Origin of the sequence: Streptomyces sp. NPDC006487, assembly GCF_042870555.1 — a bacterium.
Taxonomy (GTDB): Bacteria; Actinomycetota; Actinomycetes; order Streptomycetales; family Streptomycetaceae; genus Streptomyces.
In genome coordinates this window covers 201,458-222,338 of record NZ_JBIAHN010000001.1, presented here as the reverse complement: position 1 = coordinate 222,338, position 20,881 = coordinate 201,458, and the positions used below count along the sequence as shown (strand labels likewise).

General features: G+C 73.1%; 17 protein-coding genes. 9 read left to right on the top strand and 8 right to left on the bottom strand.

The annotated features are described in order from the left end of the window. Positions 1-73 precede the first annotated feature (73 nt). The 3 genes from ACFYM0_RS00990 (at position 74) to ACFYM0_RS00980 (ending at position 6,781) form a co-directional block, all read left to right on the top strand. Complete coding sequence (locus ACFYM0_RS00990) at positions 74-3,010, top strand: FAD-binding and (Fe-S)-binding domain-containing protein (protein WP_388495319.1); 2,937 nt, start codon at positions 74-76, stop codon at positions 3,008-3,010. A 136-nt stretch (positions 3,011-3,146) separates the two neighbouring features. Further along, entirely contained in the window at positions 3,147-5,003 is a 1,857-nt protein-coding gene (locus tag ACFYM0_RS00985; protein ID WP_388495318.1) for an ABC transporter transmembrane domain-containing protein, read from the top strand. Continuing rightward, positions 5,000-6,781, top strand: a complete 1,782-nt coding sequence (locus ACFYM0_RS00980) for an ABC transporter ATP-binding protein (RefSeq protein WP_388495316.1) — start codon at positions 5,000-5,002, stop codon at positions 6,779-6,781. The genes ACFYM0_RS00985 and ACFYM0_RS00980 overlap by 4 nt, the downstream gene beginning before the upstream one ends. An 88-nt stretch (positions 6,782-6,869) precedes the next feature. Here the strand turns inward: ACFYM0_RS00980 and ACFYM0_RS00975 are convergent, their stop codons facing one another. Beyond that, a complete protein-coding gene (locus ACFYM0_RS00975) occupies positions 6,870-7,661 on the bottom strand; it encodes a metal-dependent hydrolase (protein ID WP_388495314.1) in 792 nt (263 codons plus the stop codon). A 145-nt stretch (positions 7,662-7,806) separates the two neighbouring features. Between ACFYM0_RS00975 and ACFYM0_RS00970 the strand changes: the two genes are divergently transcribed. The 3 genes from ACFYM0_RS00970 to ACFYM0_RS00960 all read left to right on the top strand — a co-directional run bounded on the left by ACFYM0_RS00970 (position 7,807) and on the right by ACFYM0_RS00960 (position 11,783). Beyond that, the gene (locus ACFYM0_RS00970; protein ID WP_388495313.1) at positions 7,807-10,329 is read left to right on the top strand and encodes a DEAD/DEAH box helicase; all 2,523 of its coding nucleotides are present in this window, start codon (positions 7,807-7,809) and stop codon (positions 10,327-10,329) included. 106 nt (positions 10,330-10,435) lie between these two features. Further along, positions 10,436-11,338: an acyl-CoA thioesterase II gene (locus ACFYM0_RS00965; protein WP_327251407.1), complete on the top strand. Its 903-nt coding sequence runs from the start codon at positions 10,436-10,438 to the stop codon at positions 11,336-11,338. A gap of 34 nt (positions 11,339-11,372) precedes the next feature. After that, positions 11,373-11,783 (top strand): YchJ family protein, encoded by a 411-nt coding sequence (locus ACFYM0_RS00960; RefSeq protein ID WP_388495311.1) that lies wholly within the window; start codon positions 11,373-11,375, stop codon positions 11,781-11,783. Here ACFYM0_RS00960 and ACFYM0_RS00955 read toward each other — a convergent pair. Further along, entirely contained in the window at positions 11,747-12,637 is an 891-nt protein-coding gene (locus ACFYM0_RS00955) for a DUF6397 family protein (protein WP_388495309.1), read from the bottom strand. The genes ACFYM0_RS00960 and ACFYM0_RS00955 overlap by 37 nt on opposite strands. A gap of 113 nt (positions 12,638-12,750) precedes the next feature. After that, the gene (locus ACFYM0_RS00950) at positions 12,751-13,149 is read right to left on the bottom strand and encodes a roadblock/LC7 domain-containing protein (RefSeq protein WP_243340556.1); all 399 of its coding nucleotides are present in this window, start codon (positions 13,147-13,149) and stop codon (positions 12,751-12,753) included. 106 nt (positions 13,150-13,255) lie between these two features. On the opposite strand from ACFYM0_RS00950, the gene ACFYM0_RS00945 reads away from it, so the two are divergent. Next, the gene (locus ACFYM0_RS00945; RefSeq protein WP_388495307.1) at positions 13,256-13,684 is read left to right on the top strand and encodes a PPOX class F420-dependent oxidoreductase; all 429 of its coding nucleotides are present in this window, start codon (positions 13,256-13,258) and stop codon (positions 13,682-13,684) included. Between the two features lie 86 nt (positions 13,685-13,770). Here the strand turns inward: ACFYM0_RS00945 and ACFYM0_RS00940 are convergent, their stop codons facing one another. The 5 genes from ACFYM0_RS00940 to ACFYM0_RS00920 form a co-directional block, all read right to left on the bottom strand. Then, complete coding sequence (locus ACFYM0_RS00940; RefSeq protein ID WP_327251411.1) at positions 13,771-14,409, bottom strand: ATP/GTP-binding protein; 639 nt, start codon at positions 14,407-14,409, stop codon at positions 13,771-13,773. Continuing rightward, positions 14,409-14,795 (bottom strand): DUF742 domain-containing protein, encoded by a 387-nt coding sequence (locus tag ACFYM0_RS00935; protein WP_388495305.1) that lies wholly within the window; start codon positions 14,793-14,795, stop codon positions 14,409-14,411. The genes ACFYM0_RS00940 and ACFYM0_RS00935 overlap by 1 nt, the downstream gene beginning before the upstream one ends. 11 nt (positions 14,796-14,806) lie before the next feature. Next, positions 14,807-15,250, bottom strand: a complete 444-nt coding sequence (locus ACFYM0_RS00930) for a roadblock/LC7 domain-containing protein (RefSeq protein ID WP_327251413.1) — start codon at positions 15,248-15,250, stop codon at positions 14,807-14,809. Next, positions 15,250-17,979 carry a nitrate- and nitrite sensing domain-containing protein gene (locus ACFYM0_RS00925; protein ID WP_388495303.1) on the bottom strand — a complete coding sequence of 910 codons (2,730 nt, stop codon included), beginning with the start codon at positions 17,977-17,979 and terminating at the stop codon, positions 15,250-15,252. The genes ACFYM0_RS00930 and ACFYM0_RS00925 overlap by 1 nt, the downstream gene beginning before the upstream one ends. 86 nt (positions 17,980-18,065) lie before the next feature. Beyond that, positions 18,066-18,869 carry an MHYT domain-containing protein gene (locus ACFYM0_RS00920; protein ID WP_388495301.1) on the bottom strand — a complete coding sequence of 268 codons (804 nt, stop codon included), beginning with the start codon at positions 18,867-18,869 and terminating at the stop codon, positions 18,066-18,068. Positions 18,870-19,036: 167 nt separating this feature from the next. On the opposite strand from ACFYM0_RS00920, the gene ACFYM0_RS00915 reads away from it, so the two are divergent. Together ACFYM0_RS00915 and ACFYM0_RS00910 are read left to right on the top strand one after the other, a co-directional pair. Further along, complete coding sequence (locus ACFYM0_RS00915; protein WP_388495300.1) at positions 19,037-19,708, top strand: methyltransferase domain-containing protein; 672 nt, start codon at positions 19,037-19,039, stop codon at positions 19,706-19,708. A 299-nt stretch (positions 19,709-20,007) separates the two neighbouring features. Then, positions 20,008-20,796 carry a hypothetical protein gene (locus ACFYM0_RS00910; protein WP_388495299.1) on the top strand — a complete coding sequence of 263 codons (789 nt, stop codon included), beginning with the start codon at positions 20,008-20,010 and terminating at the stop codon, positions 20,794-20,796. The last annotated feature ends 85 nt before the right edge of the window (positions 20,797-20,881 follow it).

Genomic DNA, 20,881 nt, shown 5'->3' with positions numbered 1-20,881 from the left:
CGGCCGGGACAGGGCCGGTGGCTGCGCCGAACGAGTGAGAACGACCCACACGGCGCGAGTTGAGGGGCTGCAGATGCCACTGCTGGAACCGAAGCCGGGGGCCCTGCGCCCGCGCACCATCGGCGGCCCCGCCCCCGACCGGGTGCCCGACCACAGGTCGACGGGCACCCCCGAGCCGCTGCGGGGCGAGCTGGCCGAGCTGCTGGGCGCCGGCAAGGTGCTCTCGGGCGTCTCCGACCTGGTCCGCTACGCCTCCGACGCCTCCCCGTACCGGTTCCTGCCGCAGGTCGTCGTGATCGCCGAGGACATCGACGACGTCTCCGCCGTCCTGTCCTACGCCCACGGCAAGCAGCGCGAGGTGGTCTTCCGGGCCGCCGGGACCTCACTCAACGGCCAGGCCCAGGGCGAGGACATCCTCGTCGACGTCCGCCGTCACTGGGCCGGGGTCGAGGTGCTGGAGGAGGGCCTGCGGGCCCGGATCCAGCCCGGCACCACCGTCGTGCGCGCCAACGCCGCGCTCGCCCGGCACGGCCGCGTCCTGGGCCCGGACCCGGCCAGCGCCATCGCCTGCACCCTCGGCGGCGTCGTCGCGAACAACGCCTCCGGCATGACGGCGGGCACCACGAGGAACTCGTACCGCACCCTGTCGTCCCTCACCTTCGTCCTGCCGAGCGGCACCGTCGTGGACACCGCCGACCCGCGCGCCGACGAGGAGCTGGCGCACGCCGAGCCGGCCCTGTGCCACGGCCTGATGGAGATCAAGAAGGAGATCGAGGCCGATCCGGGGCTCGTCGCCCGCATCCGGGCCAAGTACGAGATCAAGAACACCACCGGCTACCGCCTCGACGCCTACCTCGACGGCGCCACCCCGGTGGAGATCCTGCGCGGTCTGATGGTCGGCTCCGAAGGCACCCTCGGCTTCATCGCCGAGGTCGTCTTCGACACCCTGCCGCTGGACCGCGAGCTCACCAGCGCCCTGCTCTTCTTCCCCTCGCTGCCCGCCGCGGCCGCCGCCGTACCGCTCTTCAACGAGGCGGGGGCACTGGCCGTCGAGCTGATGGACGGCAACACCCTGCGCGCCTCGGTGAGCGTCGCGGGCGTCCCCGCCGACTGGGCCGCTCTGCCGAAGGACACCACCGCGCTGCTGGTGGAGTTCCGGGCCCCCGACGAGGCCGGCCGCGCGGAGTACGAACGCCGGGCCGCCGTGGTGCTGGCCGGCCTGGACCTGGTGGCCCCGGTGGCCTCGGTGACCAACGCCTTCACCCGCGACGCCAGGACCATCTCCGGCTACTGGAAGGCCCGCAAGGCCTTCGTCACCGCCGTCGGCGGCGCCCGCGCCTCCGGCACCACCCTGATCACCGAGGACTTCGCGGTCCCTCCGTCCCGGCTGGCCGAGGCCTGCGAGGCCCTCCTCGAACTCCAGGCGGAGCACGGCTTCGACGCCGCCGTCGCCGGTCACGCCGCCCACGGAAACCTGCACTTCCTGCTCGCCTTCGACGCCGCCCGGCCGGCCGACGTGGACCGGTACGCCGCCTTCATGGATGCCTTCTGCCGGCTCACAGTCGAGCGCTTCGACGGCTCCCTGAAGGCCGAGCACTCCACCGGCCGCAACATGGCCCCCTTCCTGGAACTGGAGTGGGGGCCCCGGGCCACCGAGATGATGTGGCGCACCAAGCGGGTCATCGACCCCGACCTGGTGCTCGCCCCGCGGATCCTCCTGGACCGCGACCCGAAGGCGCACCTGCGCGGCCTCAAGACGATCCCGCAGGTGGAGGCCGTCGCCGACCCCTGCATCGAGTGCGGGTTCTGCGAACCGACCTGCCCCAGCGAGGACCTGACGACCACCCCGCGCCAGCGGATCGTGCTGCGCCGGGAGATGATGCGCCAGCAGCCCGGCTCCCCCGTGCTCGGCGGTCTGCTCGACGCGTACGGGTACGACGCCGTGGACACCTGCGCCGGCGACTCCACCTGCAAGCTCGCCTGTCCCGTCGGCATCGACACCGGCGCCCTGATGAAGGACTTCCGCCATCGCCGGCACAGCCCGCGCGAGGAGCGTGCGGCCGAACTCGCCGCCCTGCGGTTCGGCGCGGTCGAGGTGGCCGCGCGGCTGGCGGTGGCCGCCGCCGACAAGATCACCGACGCCGTCGGGGACCGGATCCTGCGGGCCCTGACGGGGGCCGCGCGCAAGGCCGTACGGCCCGACCTGGTTCCGGAGTGGCTGCCGCAGGTCCCCGGCGCCGCGGACGGCAAGCTGCCCGCCACCCGGCGCGTGGGCGCCGCCGCGGTGTACTACCCGGCCTGCGTCAACCGGATCTTCGGCGGCCCCGACGGCGCACCCGGGCCCTCCCTTCCCGAGGCCGTGGTGGCGGTGTCGGAGCGGGCGGGCAGGCCCGTGTGGATCCCCGGGGACGTCCGGGGCACCTGCTGCGCGACGATCTGGCACTCCAAGGGGTACGACGCCGGCAACCATGTGATGGCCAACCGGATCGTGGAGGCCGCCTGGGGCTGGACGGCCGGCGGACGGCTGCCGCTCGTGGTCGACGCGTCCTCCTGCACCCTGGGCATCGCGCACGAGGTGGTCCCGTACCTGACCGACGACAACCGCTCGCTCCACGCGGAGCTGCGGATCGTCGACTCCGTCGTCTGGGCCGCCGAGGAACTGCTGCCGCGCCTGAAGGTCCGGCGCACGGTGGGCTCGGCGGTGCTCCACCCCACCTGTTCGATGCGGCACCTGGACGACGAGGCACAGCTTCGGGCGGTCGCCGAGGCCTGCGCCGACGAGGTGGTGGTCCCGTACGATGCCGGGTGCTGCGCCTTCGCGGGCGACCGCGGCATGCTGCACCCGGAGCTGACGGAGTCGGCGACGGCCCGCGAGGCCACCGAGGTGACGGCGCGGCAGTTCGACGCGCACCTGTCGGCGAACCGGATGTGCGAGGTGGGCATGGACCGGGCCACCGGCCGCAGCTACTACTCGGCGCTGCTGGAACTGGAGCGCGCCACCCGTCCCTGAGACCGCCGCCCCTCTGGCCGCTCGGGCCACAAGCCTGCCCGCGCAGAGCTTTGGCCAACGGAAAATCGATTGCCCTGGACCGGTCCGGAACGCGAACCTTGCACGGTTTGGAACACTCGACCAGTCATGGGGCGTCATGCAGATCAGCGATCTTCCGTATCCGGACCCAGGGGTACCCGATGCTCGCTCCGGCCCCCGGTTCCTCTGGTGGCTGGGGCGGGGCCAACTCGGCGGACAGGCCAAAAGCCTGTGCTGGGGGCTGCTCCACTTCGGCGGCATCGCCGGCCTGCCGTACACCGTGGGCATGGGCATCGACGCGGTCGTGGACGGCGACGGCGCCCGGCTGCTGTGGGTAGGCGGTCTGATCGCGCTGCTCGGCGTCGCGATCTCGCTCGGCGACGCGATGCTGCACCGCACGGCCGTCACCAACTGGATCACCGCCGCCGCGCGGGTCCAGCAACTGCTCGCCCGCAAGACCGCCGAGCTGGGCTCCGCCCTGACCCGGCGGGTCGCGGCGGGCGAGGTGGTGGCCGTCTCCACGGGTGACGTGGAGAAGATCGGCTGGTTCGTCGAGGCGGTCTCCCGCTTCCTGGCCGCCGCCCTGACCCTGGTCATCGGCTGTGTCGTCCTGCTGTTCTACGCACCCACGATCGGCGTGGTCGTGGCCCTCGGCATGCCGGTGCTCGCCCTGGCCGTCCTGCCCCTGCTGCCGCGCGCCACCCAACGCGCCGACCTCCAGCGGGAGAAGGCGGGCAAGGCCACCGAACTGGCCTCGGACACCGTGGCGGGACTCCGGGTCCTGCGCGGCATCGGCGGTGAGGAACTCTTCCTCGGCCGCTACCGAGAGGCCTCGCAGCAGGTCCGCGAAGCAGCCGTGCACAGTGCCCGGATGTGGGCGCTGATCTCCGCGGTCCAGGTGCTGCTGCCAGGAGCGCTGCTGGTCACGGTGGTCTGGTACGGGGCCGCTCTGGTGCTGGACGGCCGCCTGGACGTCGGCGAGCTCGTCGCCGCCTTCAGCGCGGTGGCGACCATGCTCTACCCGCTGCGGCACTTCGAGGAGATCGCGATGGCGTACTCCTTCTCGCGCCCCTCCGCCAAGCGGGCGGCCCGGGTGCTGTCGCTGACCCGGACCGACGCGGAGGCGGAGGCGGAGGCGGAGGCCGCCGCGGAACCGGCTGTCGCCGCCGAGGTGGCCCGTACCCCGGCCCCCGGCGGAGACCTGTACGACCCGGAGACCGGGCTTCTGGTCCCGGCGGGCCGGTTGACCGCCGTGGTGTGCGGGGATCCCGACCTGGCGGGCCGCCTCGCGGAGCGCCTGGGCGGGCACCCGATGGACGCCGCGGCCGGGCCGTCCGTCCTGCTGGGCGGGGTCGCGCTGGACGAGCTCGCGCTGGACACCGCGCGCACGCTGGTCCTCGTACAGGACAAGGATCCGGTGCTGCTGTCCGGGACGCTGCGCGCACTGTTCGACGTACCGGCGTCCGGGGCGGTCGAAGCTCCGGCGGCGCTCGCGGCGGCCCAGTGCGCGGACGTGCTGGACGCCCTGCTCCAGTCCGCACCGGACGGGGTGAACGACCCGATGGACGCCAGGATCACCGAGCGCGGCCGCTCGCTGTCCGGAGGGCAGCGCCAGCGGCTGGCCCTGGCGCGGTCCCTGGTGACCGATCCCGAGGTGCTGGTACTGGACGAGCCGACCTCGGCGGTCGACTCGCACACGGAGGCCCGGATCGCGGACGGGATCTCGGCCCTGCGCGCCGGTCGCACGACGGTGGTGCTGGCCTCCTCACCCCTGCTGCTGGACCGCGCCGACCGGGTCGTGCTGATCGACGAGGGCAAGGCGGTGGCGAGCGGCACCCACCGTGAACTGCTGCACGGCGACCCGCGCTACCGGGCGGTCGTCACCCGCGAGACCGAGGAAGAACAGCGGACCGGGGCAGAACAGCGGCTCCCGCGGCTGGAATCCGTACTGACCGAGATCGAGGAATCAGCATGATCGGCGTCGCTCCGCCGCAATACGATCCGGCCGCCCCGGAAACGGCCGCGACCCTGCCCGTGGGCAGCTCCGCGACGGTACGGGGCTATGTGCGCGGCCTGTTCCGCCGCCACCGGCGGGCCTTCCTGGTCCTGGTGGGGGTCAACACCGTCGCGGTCATCGCCTCCATGGTCGGCCCGTACCTGCTGGGCCAGGTCGTGGACCGGCTCTCGGAAGGGGCCCGCGAACTCCATCTGGGGCAGGTCGGCCTGCTGTTCGCCCTGGCGCTCGGCGTCCAGACCGTGTTCGTGCGGCTGGTCCGGCTGCGCGGGGCGATGCTCGGCGAGGAGATGCTGGCCGATCTGCGCGAGGACTTCCTCGTGCGGTCGGTGGGCCTGCCGCCGGGCGTGCTGGAGCGTGCGGGAACCGGTGACCTGCTGTCGCGGATCACCACCGACATCGACCGGCTGGCCAACGCGATGCGCGAAGCCGTGCCGCAGCTGGCCATCGGCGTGGTCTGGGCGGGTCTGCTCTACGGGGCCCTCGCCGTGACCGCGCCGCCGCTGGCGCTGGCCGCGCTGGTGGCGCTGCCGGTGCTGGTGATCGGCTGCCGCTGGTACTTCAAGCGGGCGCCCCGGGCCTACCGTTCCGAGGCGGCCGGGTACGCGGCGGTCGCCGCCGTGCTCACCGAGACGGTGGACGCGGGCCGCACCGTCGAGGCGCACCGCCTGGGCGGGCAGCGGATCGAGCTGTCGGAGCGGCGGATCAAGGAGTGGGTGGCGTGGGAGCGGTACACGCTGTTCCTGCGGACGGTCCTCTTCCCCGTCGTCAACGTCACCTACGTGACGATCCTCGGCTCGGTGCTGATGATCGGCGGGTACTGCGTGATCCAGGGCTGGATGTCGGTGGGGCAGCTGACCACGGGCGCCCTGCTCGCGCAGATGATGGTCGATCCGATCGGCCTGATCCTGCGCTGGTACGACGAACTGCAGGTCGCGCAGGTCTCGCTGGCCCGGCTGGTGGGCGTGCGGGAGATCGAGCCGGACGCGGGCGACGCGGGTGTCGCCCCGGACGGCCGGGACGTCAGGGCCGACCAGGTGCACTTCGGGTACCGCGAGGGCGTCGACGTACTGCACCAGGTGTCGATGTCGGTGCCGCCGGGCACCCGGATGGCCCTGGTCGGGCCCTCGGGCGCCGGCAAGTCCACCCTGGGCCGGCTCCTGGCGGGCATCTACGCGCCGCGGACCGGTGAGATCACCCTCGGCGGGGCGCGGCTGTCGCAGATGCCGGCGGAGCGGGTGCGCGAGCACGTGGCCCTGGTCAACCAGGAGCACCACGTGTTCGTGGGCTCCCTGCGGGACAACCTGCGGCTCGCGCGCACGGAGGCCGGTGACGCCGAGCTGTGGGCGGCGCTCGGCGCGGTCGACGCGGAGGACTGGGCGCGGGCGCTGGACGCCGGTCTGGACACCGAGGTCGGCTCGGGAGCCTCGGCGCTGACCCCGGCGCAGGCGCAGCAGATCGCGCTGGCCCGACTGGTGCTGGCCGATCCGCACACGCTCGTACTGGACGAGGCCACCTCGCTGCTGGACCCGCGCGCGGCCCGGCACTTGGAGCGTTCGCTGGCCCGGGTGCTGGACGGCCGCACGGTGATCGCGATCGCTCACCGGCTGCACACCGCGCACGACGCGGACGTGATCGCGGTGGTCGAGGCCGGCCGCATCACCGAGCTCGGCTCGCACGACGCCCTGGTCGAGGCCGACGGCGCGTACGCCGCCCTGTGGCGCTCCTGGCACGGCTGACGCCCGCCGGGTCTCCTCATGGCGATGGCCCGGTGCCGTCCGCAGCTGCGGACGGCACCGGGCCATCGCCATGAGGAGCCTGGAAGACCTAGAAGAAGCCGAGGGCCGAGGCTCCACCGACTCCGCCGAGGAGCATGAACACGGGCATGAGGACCTTGAGCTCCACCCAGCTGCCGGCGCGGAAGCGCATCATCTTCGGCGGGCCGATCGGGTACCAGCGCTTGCCCGCGATGGGCAGGGGCCACAGGATCGGGCAGCCGGAGACGGTCAGGGCGTCGCCGATGTCGTGGACCAGGGCGCCGAGCACGATCGGCAGGCCGAGCCAGAGGTACTCCTGGCCGGGGGCGGTGAAGAGCCAGTCGGAACCGTTGCCGGGCTGGTCGAGCACGCCGGCCAGTATCCAGGCGCTGGTCGCGCCGAGCAGCCAGACCAGAACGTCGCTGGACATGCGGGCGGCGCGCCACAGCAGGCCTTCGACGGCGAGGACCAGGTGGATGAAGAGGAGGGCGAGGACGCCCCACCGGTCCGCGGTGACGGCGATGGCGGAGGCGCCGGCGCCGATCAGGACGGCCCAGACCCAGGTGTGGGTCAGGGTGCGGTGGCCGCCGGTGCGGCGGGCGTCGCGCGGGGCCCGGGTGGCTTTGTAGACCCCGTAGGAGATCTTGTCGACCACCTCGCACAGGCCCCGGGAGAGCGGACCGAAGGCGCGGGAGATCGTCGCCGACTTGTGGTCCAGGTCGGGGGCGAGGGCGGCTCCGGCGCAGATGAGCGCGCCGACGACGAGGACGGGCCAGGGCATCGGGTGCCCGGAGGCGGCCGCCGCGGCACCCACCCCCAGCCAGGCCGCTGCCCCGGACAGTGAGTGCGCCGGACCCATCATGGTCGTTCCCCGCCCCGGTGGTGTGCTGGTCGGGCCCTGTTGACGGTGTCGTTCGGGCCGCATCGACGGCACAGCGTACCGCCGATGATCTTCCTTCTTTCCGCCGGTTCCCTGATCCGGCGGGAAGCCAGGCAAGATGGGGGGTGTGACCCTCATTGATCAGCTCCCGCCGAACGCCGACCCCGACGCCCTCTTCGAGGCTTTCTCCTCGTGGGCGGAGGACCAGGGCATCACCCTGTACCCGGCCCAGGAGGAAGCGCTGATCGAGGTCGTCTCGGGCGCGAACGTGGTCCTGTCCACCCCGACCGGCTCCGGCAAGAGCCTGGTGGCGGCGGGCGCGCACTTCACCGCCCTGGCCCAGGACAAGGTCACCTTCTACACCGCGCCGATCAAGGCGCTGGTCTCGGAGAAGTTCTTCGACCTGTGCAAGCTCTTCGGCACCGAGAACGTCGGCATGCTGACCGGCGACGCCTCGGTGAACTCGGACGCGCCGGTGATCTGCTGCACCGCCGAGGTGCTGGCCTCGATCGCCCTGCGCGACGGCAAGTACGCCGACATCGGCCAGGTCGTGATGGACGAGTTCCACTTCTACGCGGAACCGGATCGCGGCTGGGCCTGGCAGATCCCGATCCTGGAGCTGCCGCAGGCGCAGTTCATCCTGATGTCGGCGACGCTCGGCGACATGAAGCGGTTCGAGGAGGACCTGACCCGGCGCACGGGCCGGCCCACCTCGGTGGTCCGCTCCGCGACCCGGCCCGTTCCGCTGTCCTACGAGTACGTCACGACGCCGATCACCGACACCATCACCGAGCTGCTGGAGACCCGGCAGGCGCCCGTCTACATCGTGCACTTCACCCAGGCCCAGGCGGTCGAGCGGGCGCAGTCGCTGATGAGCATCAACATGTGCACCCGCGAGGAGAAGGACAAGATCGCCGAGCTGATCGGCAACTTCCGCTTCACCACCAAGTTCGGCCAGAACCTCTCGCGCTACGTCCGCCACGGCATCGGCGTGCACCACGCGGGCATGCTGCCCAAGTACCGCCGCCTGGTGGAGAAGCTGGCCCAGGCCGGTCTGCTGAAGGTCATCTGCGGCACCGACACCCTCGGCGTCGGCGTCAACGTCCCGATCCGCACGGTGCTGTTCACGGCACTGACGAAGTACGACGGCACCCGGGTCCGCACGCTGCGCGCCCGCGAGTTCCACCAGATCGCCGGCCGCGCCGGCCGGGCCGGCTTCGACACCGCCGGTTATGTGGTGGCCCAGGCGCCCGAGCACGTCATCGAGAACGAGAAGGCCCTCGCCAAGGCGGGCGACGACCCGAAGAAGCGCCGCAAGGTGGTCCGCAAGAAGGCCCCCGAGGGCTTCGTGGCCTGGTCGGACACCACCTTCGAGAAGCTCATCGGCGCCGACCCGGAGGCGCTGACCTCGCGCTTCAAGGTCACCAACATCATGCTCCTGTCGGTCATCGCCCGGCCCGGCGACGCCTTCAAGGCGATGCGCCACCTGCTCGAGGACAACCACGAGCCGCGCAAGGCCCAGCTGCGCCACATCCGGCGGGCCATCGCCATCTACCGCTCCCTGCTGGACGGCGGCGTCGTCGAGAAGCTCGACACCCCGGACGCCGAGGGCCGTACCATCCGGCTGACCGTCGACCTTCAGCAGGACTTCGCGCTGAACCAGCCGCTGTCCACCTTCGCGCTGGCCTCCTTCGACCTGCTGGACCCGGAGTCCCCGTCCTACGCGCTGGACATGGTCTCCGTGGTGGAGTCCACGCTGGACGACCCCCGCCAGATCCTCGCCGCCCAGCAGAACAAGGAACGCGGCATGGCCGTGGGCGCGATGAAGGCCGACGGGGTCGAGTACGAGGAGCGGATGGAGCGGCTCCAGGAGATCACCTATCCCAAGCCCCTCGAAGAGCTGCTCCTGCACGCCTACGACGTGTACAGCAAGAGCCACCCCTGGGTCCGCGACCACCCCGTCTCCCCGAAGTCGATCATCCGCGACATGTACGAACGCGCGATGACCTTCACCGAGTTCACCTCGTACTACGAACTGGCGCGCACCGAGGGCATCGTCCTGCGCTACCTGGCGAGCGCCTTCAAGGCTCTGGACCACACCATCCCCGACGACCTCAAGTCCGAGGACCTCCAGGACCTGATCGAGTGGCTCGGCGAGCTGGTCCGCCAGGTCGACTCCAGCCTGCTCGACGAGTGGGAGCAGCTGGCGAACCCGGAGGTGGAGACGGCGGAGCAGGCCCAGGAGAAGGCCGACCAGGTCAAGCCGGTCACCGCGAACGCCCGCGCCTTCCGCGTCCTGGTCCGCAACGCCATGTTCCGCCGGGTGGAGCTGGCGGCCCTGGACCACGTCAACGTGCTGGGCGAGCTGGACGGTGACTCCGGCTGGGACGCCGACGCCTGGGGCGAGGCCATGGACCGCTACTGGGACGAGTACGACGACCTGGGTACGGGCCCCGACGCGCGCGGCCCCAAGCTGCTCCAGATCGAAGAGGACCCGGCGCACGGCCTGTGGCGCGTCCGGCAGACCTTCGCCGACCCCAACGGGGACCATGGCTGGGGCATCAGCGCCGAGGTGGACCTCGCCGCCTCCGACGAGGAGGGCCGTGCGGTCCTGCGCGTCACCTCGGTCGGCGAACTCGGCCAGCTCTGACCGCCTCCCGGAGCCGCCCGGGCGGCCACCCGATCCGCACCCGACCCCCGACCCGCACCCGACCGGCGCCGTCCCGGCCGCCGGGCCCGACCGTGGAGATCCTCTGATGACGAACCCCGCCGAGAGGCTGGTCGATCTGCTCGACCTGGAGCAGATCGAGGTCAACATCTTCCGGGGCGCCAGCCCCCAGGAGTCCCTCCAGCGCGTCTTCGGCGGCCAGGTCGCCGGCCAGGCGCTGGTGGCGGCCGGCCGCACCACGGAGGGCGACCGGCCCGTCCATTCCCTCCACTCGTACTTCCTGCGCCCGGGCATCCCCGGAGTGCCGATCGTGTACCAGGTGGAGCGGGTGCGCGACGGGCGCTCCTTCACCACCCGCCGGGTCACCGCGGTCCAGCAGGGCAAGACCATCTTCAATCTGACCGCCTCCTTCCATCACCCGGAGGAGGGCAGCATCGAGCACCAGCTGCCGCCCCGCCTCGACTTCCCGCACCCGGACACGCTCCCGAAGGTCGTGGACGAGATCCGGGAGCACCTGGGCACGCTGCCGGAGGCGCTGGAGCGGATGGCCCGCCGCCAGCCCTTCGACATCCGTTACGTGGACCGGCTCCGCTGGACCCCCGAGGAGCTGAAGGACGCCGATCCGCGCAGCGCGGTGTGGATGCGCGCCGTCGGCCCGCTGGGCGACGACCCGCTCGTGCACACCTGCGCCCTCACCTACGCCAGTGACATGACCCTCCTCGACGCCGTGCGCATCCCCGTGGAGCCCCTGTGGGGCATGCGCGGTTTCGACATGGCCTCCCTCGACCACGCCATGTGGTTCCACCGGCCGTTCCGGGCGGACGAGTGGTTCCTGTACGACCAGGAATCGCCCATCGCGCACGGCGGCCGGGGCCTGGCCCGCGGCCGCATCTACGACCTCGAAGGCAGGCTGCTGGTGTCGGTCGTCCAGGAGGGGCTCTTCCGTCCCTACGGCGCCAAGGCATCCAAGCCGGCCGTGTCGCCCCAGTAGTCCCTCCCGTCCTCGACGAACTGAGCGAGTTCCCATGCCCACCCCGGCCACTCCAGCCCTGCCCTGCCCCTGCGGGCTGCCCGCCGCCTATCCGGAGTGCTGCGGCCGCTTCCACTCCGGCGAGCGGCAGGCACCCACCGCCGAGCTGCTGATGCGCTCCCGCTTCAGCGCCTTCGCCGTCGGCGACACCGCCTACCTCCTGCGCTCCTGGCACCCGACGACCCGGCCGGGCGGGCTCGACCTGGATCCCGGGCAGCGCTGGGAACGGCTGGAGATCCTGGCCACCGAGCGCGGCGGGATATTCGAGACGGAGGGCTCGGTGGAGTTCCGGGCGCACTACCGCGAAGGCCGGCACACCGGCTCGCTGCACGAGCACAGTTCCTTCGCCCGGGAGAACGGGGCCTGGGTCTACGTCGGCCCCCTCTCCCCCGTCGACTTCGACTGACCCCTCGCTCCGGTCAGGGCGAAGTCGAGGCTGGTGCGGTACCAGCCGACCTCGTCCGGTGGCCCGGCCCGCAGCAGCCGGGCCGCCACCTCGGCGGCCGGCGGGACCTGCGGGTGTCCGAAGGGCGGGGGCGGGGCGAGTGCCCCGAGCAGGATCCGCTCCGCAGCGTCGGGCACGGTCGCGCGCAGGTCGTCTTCGGGGAGCACGGAGGCCAGAACGGCAGCCCGCTCCCAGGGGTCGGCGGTCCGTCTCAGCAACAGCCCGACGTGCCGCTCGCGCCACTTCCTGGGTCGCAGGTCGGCCCTGGCCTCGATCAGCTCCCGGTCCCCCGGCGGCGCGCTCCCGCGGAGCATTCCCGGCTCGCGGGCCGCGAAGTCCCGTAGCTCCGCGGTCAGATAGAGCCACACCACCGCTCGGTAGCGGTTGATCCGGTATCCCACCGGGGTGAGGTGCCCACAGCGTGCGAGCCGGGTGAACCGGCTCGGGCCGACCCCCAGGACAGCGGCCGCGGCCTCCGCTCCCGCGGCCGTCTCCACGCGCTCGCGCAGCGCGTCCGGGAATCCCTCGGCCGACCGGACCCGGTCGAGCTCGGTCCGGGTGTACCGCGCGGAGCCTGCGGCCCCCTGGGGCCCGGACCGTACGATGCCCAGCTGAACGGCGCGGGCGAACTCGCTGCGGCTCAGCCCCAGCTCTCCTGCGGCCCGCCCGCCGCCCACCAGCCCGGCGGCCTGCGCCATGCGCGTCGCGTCCGTGGCGTCCGTGGCGTCCGTCGCCCGTGGTTCTTGCGGTGTCCGTACTGCCTGCAGCGCCTGCAGGGTCCGCACTGTCTGCGGTGCCTGAACCGTCCGTGTCATCACGCTCTCCCCACCAGAGTGATTACTGTGTGTGAAGAACGTAACGCAGAGCGACGACGCTCCGCCGGTCCTGTGGACAACTCCGAACGGGCCGACCGCGCCGCCCGCCGCTCTCAGCCGCCGGTGATCCGCCGCTCCGCGACACCCAGGTGTTCCCCCACCCGGTTGACCAGCAGCGTCATCTCGTACGCCACGTGCCCGATGTCGGCCTCGGAGGCGCTCAGCACGCACAGGCAGCTGCCCGCACCCGCCGCCATGACGAAGAGGACCCCGTCGTCGTACTCGACCATCGTCTGACGGACCTCACCGGCCCTGAAGTGCCGCCCCGAGCCCTTCGCCAGGCTCTGCAGCCCCGCCGCGACGGCCGCCAGGTGCTCCGCGTCCTCCCGTGCCAGCCCCGCGCTCGCGCCCGTCACCAGGCCGTCGTTGGAGAGCACCACCGCGTGCCGCACCTGCTGCACCCGCCGCGTCAAGTCGTCCAGCAGCCAGTCAAGCTGCTTGTCCAGCGCCATATTCAGTCCCTCCCCGTCGACGCGGCCGGACCGGCCGCGCCCCACCCCGCGTACTCGTGCCGCCAGCCTTCCCCACCAGCGGCTTTCCGGCAAGGAGGATGGACCCATGGTGAAGAAGATGACTGAAGAGGAATGGCGGGAGTTCGTCTCCCGCTCCACCCGCACCGGGAAACTGTCCACCGTCCGTGAGGACGGAAGCCCTCACATCGCTCCCATCTGGTTCGTTCTCGACGGCGATTCCTTCGTGTTCAACACCGGGAAGAACACCGTCAAGGGGCGCAATCTGGCCCGCGACGGCCGCGTCGCGCTCTGCGTGGACGACGACCGGCCACCCTTCTCCTACGTCGTCCTCCAGGGCCGGGCAGAGATCAGCGAGGACCTGGACGCGATGCTCCCCTGGTCGACCAGGATCGGCGCCCGTTACATGGGAGAGGAACACGGCGAGGCCTTCGGCCGCCGCAACGCCGTCCCCGGCGAACTCCTCGTGCGGGTCGCCATCGACAAGGTGATCTCGGCAGCCGGCGTGGCCGACTGACCGCACCGCCCGCACCGCCCGCACCCGCCGCTCTGACCTGCGCCATCCCCGCGCCAACCCGCGCCGGCCCTTCGCCGCGGGCCGGTTCACACCGAATCGGCCCGCGGTTCCACCGACTCCAGCAGCCGCGCCGTGTGCACCCGTCCCGCGTACTCCACCAGCCGGATCAGCACTTCCTTCCCCGAGTCCTTGTCCCGCGCGTCGCACAGCACCACCGGCGTCCCCTGATCCAGGTCCAGCGCCCGCGCAACCTCGTTGGAGGCGTACCGCCGGGCGTTCGCGAAGCAGTTGACGGCCACCACGAAGGGGATCTTGCGGTGCTCGAAGTAGTCCACCGCCGGGAAGCAGTCCTCCAGCCGCCGCGTGTCGGCGAGGACCACCGCGCCCAGCGCGCCCTGCGACAGCTCGTCCCACAGGAACCAGAACCGGTCCTGCCCCGGGGTCCCGAACAGGTAGAGCGACAGACCCGACCTGATCGTGATCCGCCCGAAGTCCATGGCCACGGTGGTCGTCGTCTTCTGGTCGACCCCGCCCGTATCGTCGACCAGTTCCCCGGCCTCGCTGAGCAGTTCCTCCGTCCGCAGCGGCCGGATCTCGCTGACCGAGCCGACCAGGGTCGTCTTCCCGACGCCGAAGCCGCCCGCCACGAGTATCTTCAGCGCGAGCGCTGCCAGCTCCTCTCCGCCCTCGGCGGCCGGCGCCGGCCCGTTGTCGTTCAGTCCCATCACAGCGCTCGCAATCCCTCGATGACTTCACGCAGAATCCGCTCGTCCGGCAGCTGTGCGGGTGGAACCGGCCTGCTGACCTTGACGTGTCCGGCCTCCAGCAGGTCCCCGAGCAGTACGCGCACCACGCCCACGGGCAGGTCCGCGTCCGCCGCGAGCTCGGCCACCGACTGGGTCTCGTCCCGGCACAGGCCGAGCAGCGCACGGTGCTCGGGTCCCAGCAGCGACTCCGCCGCCTCGTCCGTTCCCGACGGGTCCACGGCTACCAGCGCGATCAGGTCGAACCGGACCCCGTGCGGTCCCGGCTTCGTGCGTCCGCCCGTCATGGCGTACGGACGGACGAGCGGGCCCGCTTCGGCGTCGTACCACTGGCCGTTCGTGCTCAAGACCGCCGCCCTCAACCGGCGGCCGGCGGGCGCGCCGCGAACCGGGCCGGGGTGTACAGGTGCTCGCCGACCCGCTTGACCAGCCGGGCCATTTCGTAGGCGATCAGCCCCATGTCGGCGCCAGCCCCGCTGAGCACCGCCAGGCAGGAGCCGTCCCCCGCGGCCGCGACGAAGAGGAAGCCCTCGTCCATCTCCACCATGGTCTGGCGCACGCCCCCGGCGTGGAAGTGCCGGCCCGCACCCTTGGCCAGGCTGTGGAAGCCGGAGGCCACGGCCGCCAGGTGTTCGGCGTCCTCCCGGCTGAGCGCGCTGGAAGCGCCCACCGCCAGGCCGTCGTTGGACAGGACCACGACGTGCCGGACCTCGGGCACCCGGACCACGAGGTCGTCCAGGAGCCAGTCGAGTTCGCCCGATCTGCGGACGCCGTCGAGGTCGATCCTCTGATGTTCGATCATCATCGTGCTCCTTCGCCTTCGCCAGTACTGCCTGTCCCGCCCGTGCCGCCCGCACTGCCCGGTCGCCCCGCACCGCCCGGTCCACCCGCACCGCCCGGACCGTCCGCGCCGGCTTCGCCGCTCGCCTGCGTACCCCGCACCCAGCCCGCCCGGTACGCCGCCATCCGCTCGCGCGCCTGCTCGGGGCTGCGGCCGCGCGGCTCCTCCGCCCCCCTGACACCGGCCGGGGCCTTGGGCGCGGGGGCTTCGCGCAGCTGCGGGACGAGGCTCGCCTGCCGTACCCGGCGCGGCAGTTCGGTGACCGAGGCGGCCGGGCCCGCGGAGGCCGAGGGGGCCGAGGGGGCCGTAGGACCCGAGGGCGCCGCCGTGACCGCCGGGGCGGGCGTACGGGGGACCGCGCCCGATGAGCCGCGCGGCCGCAGTGGGGCCACCGGGGAGGGCCGGGGCTCCTCCCGTACAGGGCTCCGGTCCGGGACCGGGACCCCGCGCGCGTCGTCCCGTACGACGCTGATGGCCTGGGACGGCTCCCTGAACCGCTCCCGCACCGGTTCGGTGACCTGCTCCGGAGCCGGGGCGGGGGCCGGGGACGCCTGCTCCTCGGGCTGCGGGGCGGCGGCCGTGAGGGCGCCCTGGAGCAGGGAGTTCGGGAGCAGCACCACCGCGGTGGTGCCGCCGTACGGTGACATGCGCAGGTGCACCTTCACACCGTGGCGGGCCGAGAGGCGGCTGACCACGAAGAGCCCGAGCCGGTCGCTGTCGAAGAGGTCGAGCGCCTCGGACTGCTCGATGCGCCGGTTGGCCTCCTGGAGGGATTCGCGGCCCATGCCGAGCCCCCGGTCCTCGACCTCGAGGACGTAGCCGGCGCCGACGGGTTCTCCGCTGACCCGGACCTTGGTGTGGGGCGGGGAGAACTGGGTGGCGTTCTCGATGAGTTCCGCGAGCAGATGGGTGAGGTCGGCGACGGCTCCGCCGACGACGGCGGCCTCGGCGAGCTGGCGTACCTCGACGCGCGGGTAGTCCTCGATCTCCGAGACGGCGGCCCGTACGACGTTCGTCAGCGGGATCGGCATCCTCCAGGCGCGCCCGGGGGCGGCGCCCGAAAGGATGATCAGGCTTTCCGCGTGCCGCCGCATCCGGGTGGTGAGGTGGTCGAGGCGGAACAGGTCACCGAGCTCGTTCGGGTCGTCGGCGCGCCGCTCCATCGAGTCGAGCAGGGTGAGCTGCTTGTGGACCAGGACCTGGCTGCGCCGGGCGAGGTTGACGAAGACCCCGCTCACGCCGCTGGCCAGTTCGGCGCGTTCGACGGCGGCGCTGAGCGCGGCCCGGTGGACCGTGGCCAGGGCTTCGCCGACCTGGGCGATCTCGTCGTCGGCGGCCGGTCCCCGCGGGGTTTCGGCGGACACGTCGATGTCCTGGCCGGCCCGCAACCGGTCCATGGCCTGCGGGAGTTTGCGGTGCGCGATCTCCAGCGCGGTGTTGCGCAGCGAGACCAGCTCGACGACGAGGGCCCGGCCGATGCGGACCGAGATGACGAGCGAGGCGGCCACGGCGGCCAGACCCAGGACGACGGCGGCTCCGGCCGGACTCAGCGCGCCCGCGCCGAACGGGTCGGCGCGGTCCGCGGACGCCGCGTGGGCGGCGTCCGCGATCTCCCGCATCGAGCCGGCGACCGAGGTGTAGGCCGCCTCCCAGCCGGAGGGCGGGCCGGCCGCCCCGGCACCGGCCGCGGCGGCCAGCGCCCGGTCCTCGGCTCCGGTGAGGTCGGCATAGGCGGCGCTCTTGGCCACCGACTGCCAGGCGTCCTGCTGGGCGGCGGGCAGGTCCCGGGCGGCGGAGGCGGTCAGGGCCCGCCGGGTCTCGACCGCGCCGGTCAGCCGGCGAAGCGTTTCGGCGGTGCGCGGCCCCGGCGCCGTCAGCAGGGCGTCCTCCCGGGACAGCTGCTCCCCGGCCCGGGCGAACTCCAGCAGGACCCGGGCGTCGACGCCCAGTTCGGCGTCCTGGCCGCCGCCGGAGAGGGCTCCGCCGACTTCCAGCGCCGCGTCGATCACCCGGGTGTAGGTCTCGTAGGCCGCCTCCGGGGTCGCCCGGTGCTCGGCGACGTCCTTGCGCGCCGGGCCGAGCCCCTCGGCAGCGGCGATGAAGGCACGCAGCCTGACGACGATGTCGGTGCGGTAGTCGCCGGAGTCGGCCACGGTGTTGCGGTCGCCGAGCCGCAGCGTCCGTACGGCTCCGTCGGTACGGCGTGCCTGTTCGTCCAGGGCGGCGGCCTGGCCGGGCGCCTGGGCGGCGGCCGCCTGGCCGCCGGTGGGGTCGGCCAGCAGCCGTACGGCCGTGCGCCGTTCGGCCTGCAGCGCGGTGACGGTGGTGTCCAGCGGTGCCCGCAGTTCCCGGTCGACGTGCTGGGCGCGGCCGAGGCGGGCGACGTCCTGGGCCGCGTCGACGGTCGCGAAGGCCCAGAGGGCGAGGAGGGAGACCACCGGCACCATCAGCAGCGAGACGATCTTCGCCCGGACGGTGGCGGGGCGCAGCCGCAGGCGCGGACCGCGGCCACCGGCCCCGGCCGCGCCGGGTATCGCCGCGAGCACGCCGGAGCCCTCGTGCTCCGCCGGCTCCCGGGCGGGCGGTCCGGCGTGTGCCCGGCGGCCCGGCCCCTTGTCGCGGCCGCCCGCCGGCGCGGGCGCGGGCGGCCGCGACGCCGCTGCTTCCGGTGTTCTGCGGGCTCTGCGCATGGGCTCCTCGTTCCGGGCGGTGCGGACGTACGTGACGGTCGCGGGGGCGGTGGCGTGGTGTCGGTGGGGGCGCGGGCGGCGCCGCCTCAGCCCGCGGGGGCGGTGGCGGTGGCGGCCCGCTCCCCCATGCGCAGGTCGGCGGAGGCCATCGCGGAGGCCTCCCGCTCGTCGGCGGTCGGCGAGAGGGCGACGAACGCGGAGGTGATGAAGAGGTAGGAGCCGAGGCCGACGGCGAGCGGGAAGATGAACTGCATGGCGGTGGCGCCCGGCAGGGCCGCGTCCGAGGGGGTGACCTCGACGGCGACCGCGAGCATGCCGGTGTAGTGCATGCTGCTGACGGCGGCGCCCATGACGAGCGAGGCGACGGCCACGGCCACCGGGGACTTGATGTTGAGGGCGGCCCACAGGGCGGCGGTGGCCGCGACGACCGCGATGGCGACGGAGAGCCCGACCGTGAGCGGCTCGTAGGAGACCGAGCCGTGCAGGCGCAGGGCCGCCATGCCGAGGTAGTGCATGCTGGCGACGCCGAGGCCGGTGGTGAGGCCGCCGAGAACGAGGGCCCGGCCGCGGTCCTTCCCGTAGCCGACGGCGAAGACTCCGGCGCCGACGACGAGCATCGCGACGAGGAGGCTGAGGATGGTCAGCGGCACGTTGTAGCGGATCTCGGTCCCGGTGACGTGGAAACCGAGCATGGCGACGAAGTGCATCGTCCAGATCCCGGTGCCGATGGCCGAGGCCGCGGTGAGGAGCCAGTTGCGGCGGGAGGCTCGGGTGGTCGCGGCGAGCGCGCGGACGGTGCAGCGCAGGCCGAGGGCGGCGCCGAGCGAAGCCATCACGTATGACAGCGCGGGGGTAAGCCAGCCATAGGCGGCGTGGTCCAGGTGTCCCATGGCCACGGAAGCTAGTCCGGGTGAGGGAGCGAACACGGGCAGCATTTCGAAAGCCACTGGAACTGCTGGAATATGACAGAGATACGTTCATCTTCGATCACGCCGCGTACCACCTTGCACACGTTCCGCAGGCATGTGCCGGAGCCCCGGTGGGGGATCATGGGCACATGAGCGAAGACCGCACACAGGACCACGCCCAGGACCGGTCGCAGGACCCGGCTCGGGACCGGCCCCGGGACCAGTCGCGGGACCGCGGCCACGTCCAGGAGTTCTTCGGGGCGCGCGCGGCCGGCTGGGACCGCAAGTTCCCCGGGGACGAGCCCGCCTTCGCGACCGCCGTGGGCGAGTTCGGGCTGCGTCCCGGGGACCGGGTGCTCGACGCGGGCTGCGGCACCGGGCGGGCACTGACCGCGCTCCGCGCGGCCGTCGGCCCGTCGGGAACGGTGCTCGGCGCCGATGTCACTCCGCAGATGCTGACCGCCGCGCAGGAGGCCGGCCGGGCCGCCGAGGGCGCTCTGCTCCTGGCGGACGTGGCCCTGCTGCCGCTGCGCGACGGGGTGCTCGACGCCGTGTTCGCCGCCGGTCTCATCGCCCATCTGCCCGACCCGGGGGCCAACTTGCGCGAGCTCGCCCGCGTGGTCCGCCCGGGAGGCCGGCTCGCGCTGTTCCACCCGATCGGCAGGGCTGCCCTCGCCGCGCGCCACGGCCGCGAGCTGACCCCGGACGACATGCGCGCCGAGCACAACCTCGGCCCGCTCCTGGCCGGTTCGGGCTGGCAGCTGACCTCGTACGCCGACGAGGACACCCGCTTCCTCGCGCTGGCGGTCCGCACCTCCTGACCGACACATGCTTTACGTCGGCCACTTGCCCGGTGCCGGGCCGGTGCGGCACGCCCCGCCGCGGCCCGCGGCCGGCCGGCACGGGACGGTCGGGCCGCCGACGGCGGCGGGATGCGTGGTCTGCTCCGACGCGCGCCGCGGTCGCCCTGGGCGCGCCGACGCCTGCGGCGGGCGATTCCGTGGCGGGTGTCCGGGCCTCCGTGCAGGTGGCGGGCTTGGAAATCGACTCCCGCCAGCTCTCGACGCGGTGGTTACTCGCTGGTTAGGGTGCGCCGACGAGAGAACGACCGGGAGGCCACGTGTCCGAAGAGGAGGACGGCGGGTCGCTGTACGTGCTGACCGCCGTGCTGCTGACCCCCGCGCAGTTCCCGAGCATCCTGGGTGACGACTACCCCGAGGCCTGCTCGCTGCTGGGCGTGCCGCCGGCGGCCGCCGGGTACGGCCTGGTGCTGGGACAGGACGAGGAGGGCGCGCGCTGGACGGTCGTGGTCGACGACGTCTCGCTCGTGGCCATGGCCATCGCCTCGTGGGACTGCGGGATGGAGTACGACCTGTCCCCCGACGAACGGTCCATCGTGGTTTCCCTGGCGGGCTGGCCGCTGGACCTCGCGGTGGCGACGGCCGGGATCCCCGATCCGCACGACCCCGAGCAGGGCGCCGACGGCACCGGGCGGGTCCCGCTGGCCCCGCCGTCAGCCGAGGCCTGGGGCCCGGTGCAGCGGAGGATGGGCGCCGACCAGATAGCCCGGGAGTGGGCCGACTGGAGCGAGCGCGTGGCCACGGACGGCGGGGCCGCCGCTGCCGCGCACCCGGGGCTGGCGCGGGCCCTGGAGGAAGCCCTGGGGTACACCCAGAGCCCGCCGCCGCCCGGCAGGGTGCGGTCGTCCTTCGCGGGCGACGAGGCGCGGACCCTGCGCGTCGACGGGCCTGGGTGGTCGCTGGTGGCCCGCACCGGCGGGGCCGCCTTCGTCCTGCTGGACGAGGAGCCGAGCGAGGTGCTGGCCGTACCGCACGAGGCGCACGGAAAGCTTCCGGAACTGTCGGAGCTGCTCACGGCACTGGACCGGGTCGCCGTGCGGCCGGCCTGAGCGGGGCCGGGGGCGGGACGAGGCGGGGCGGGACCGGGTGCATGGGTGCGCGTGCGAGGCACGTGTGGTGTCCGAGGTGGGTGTG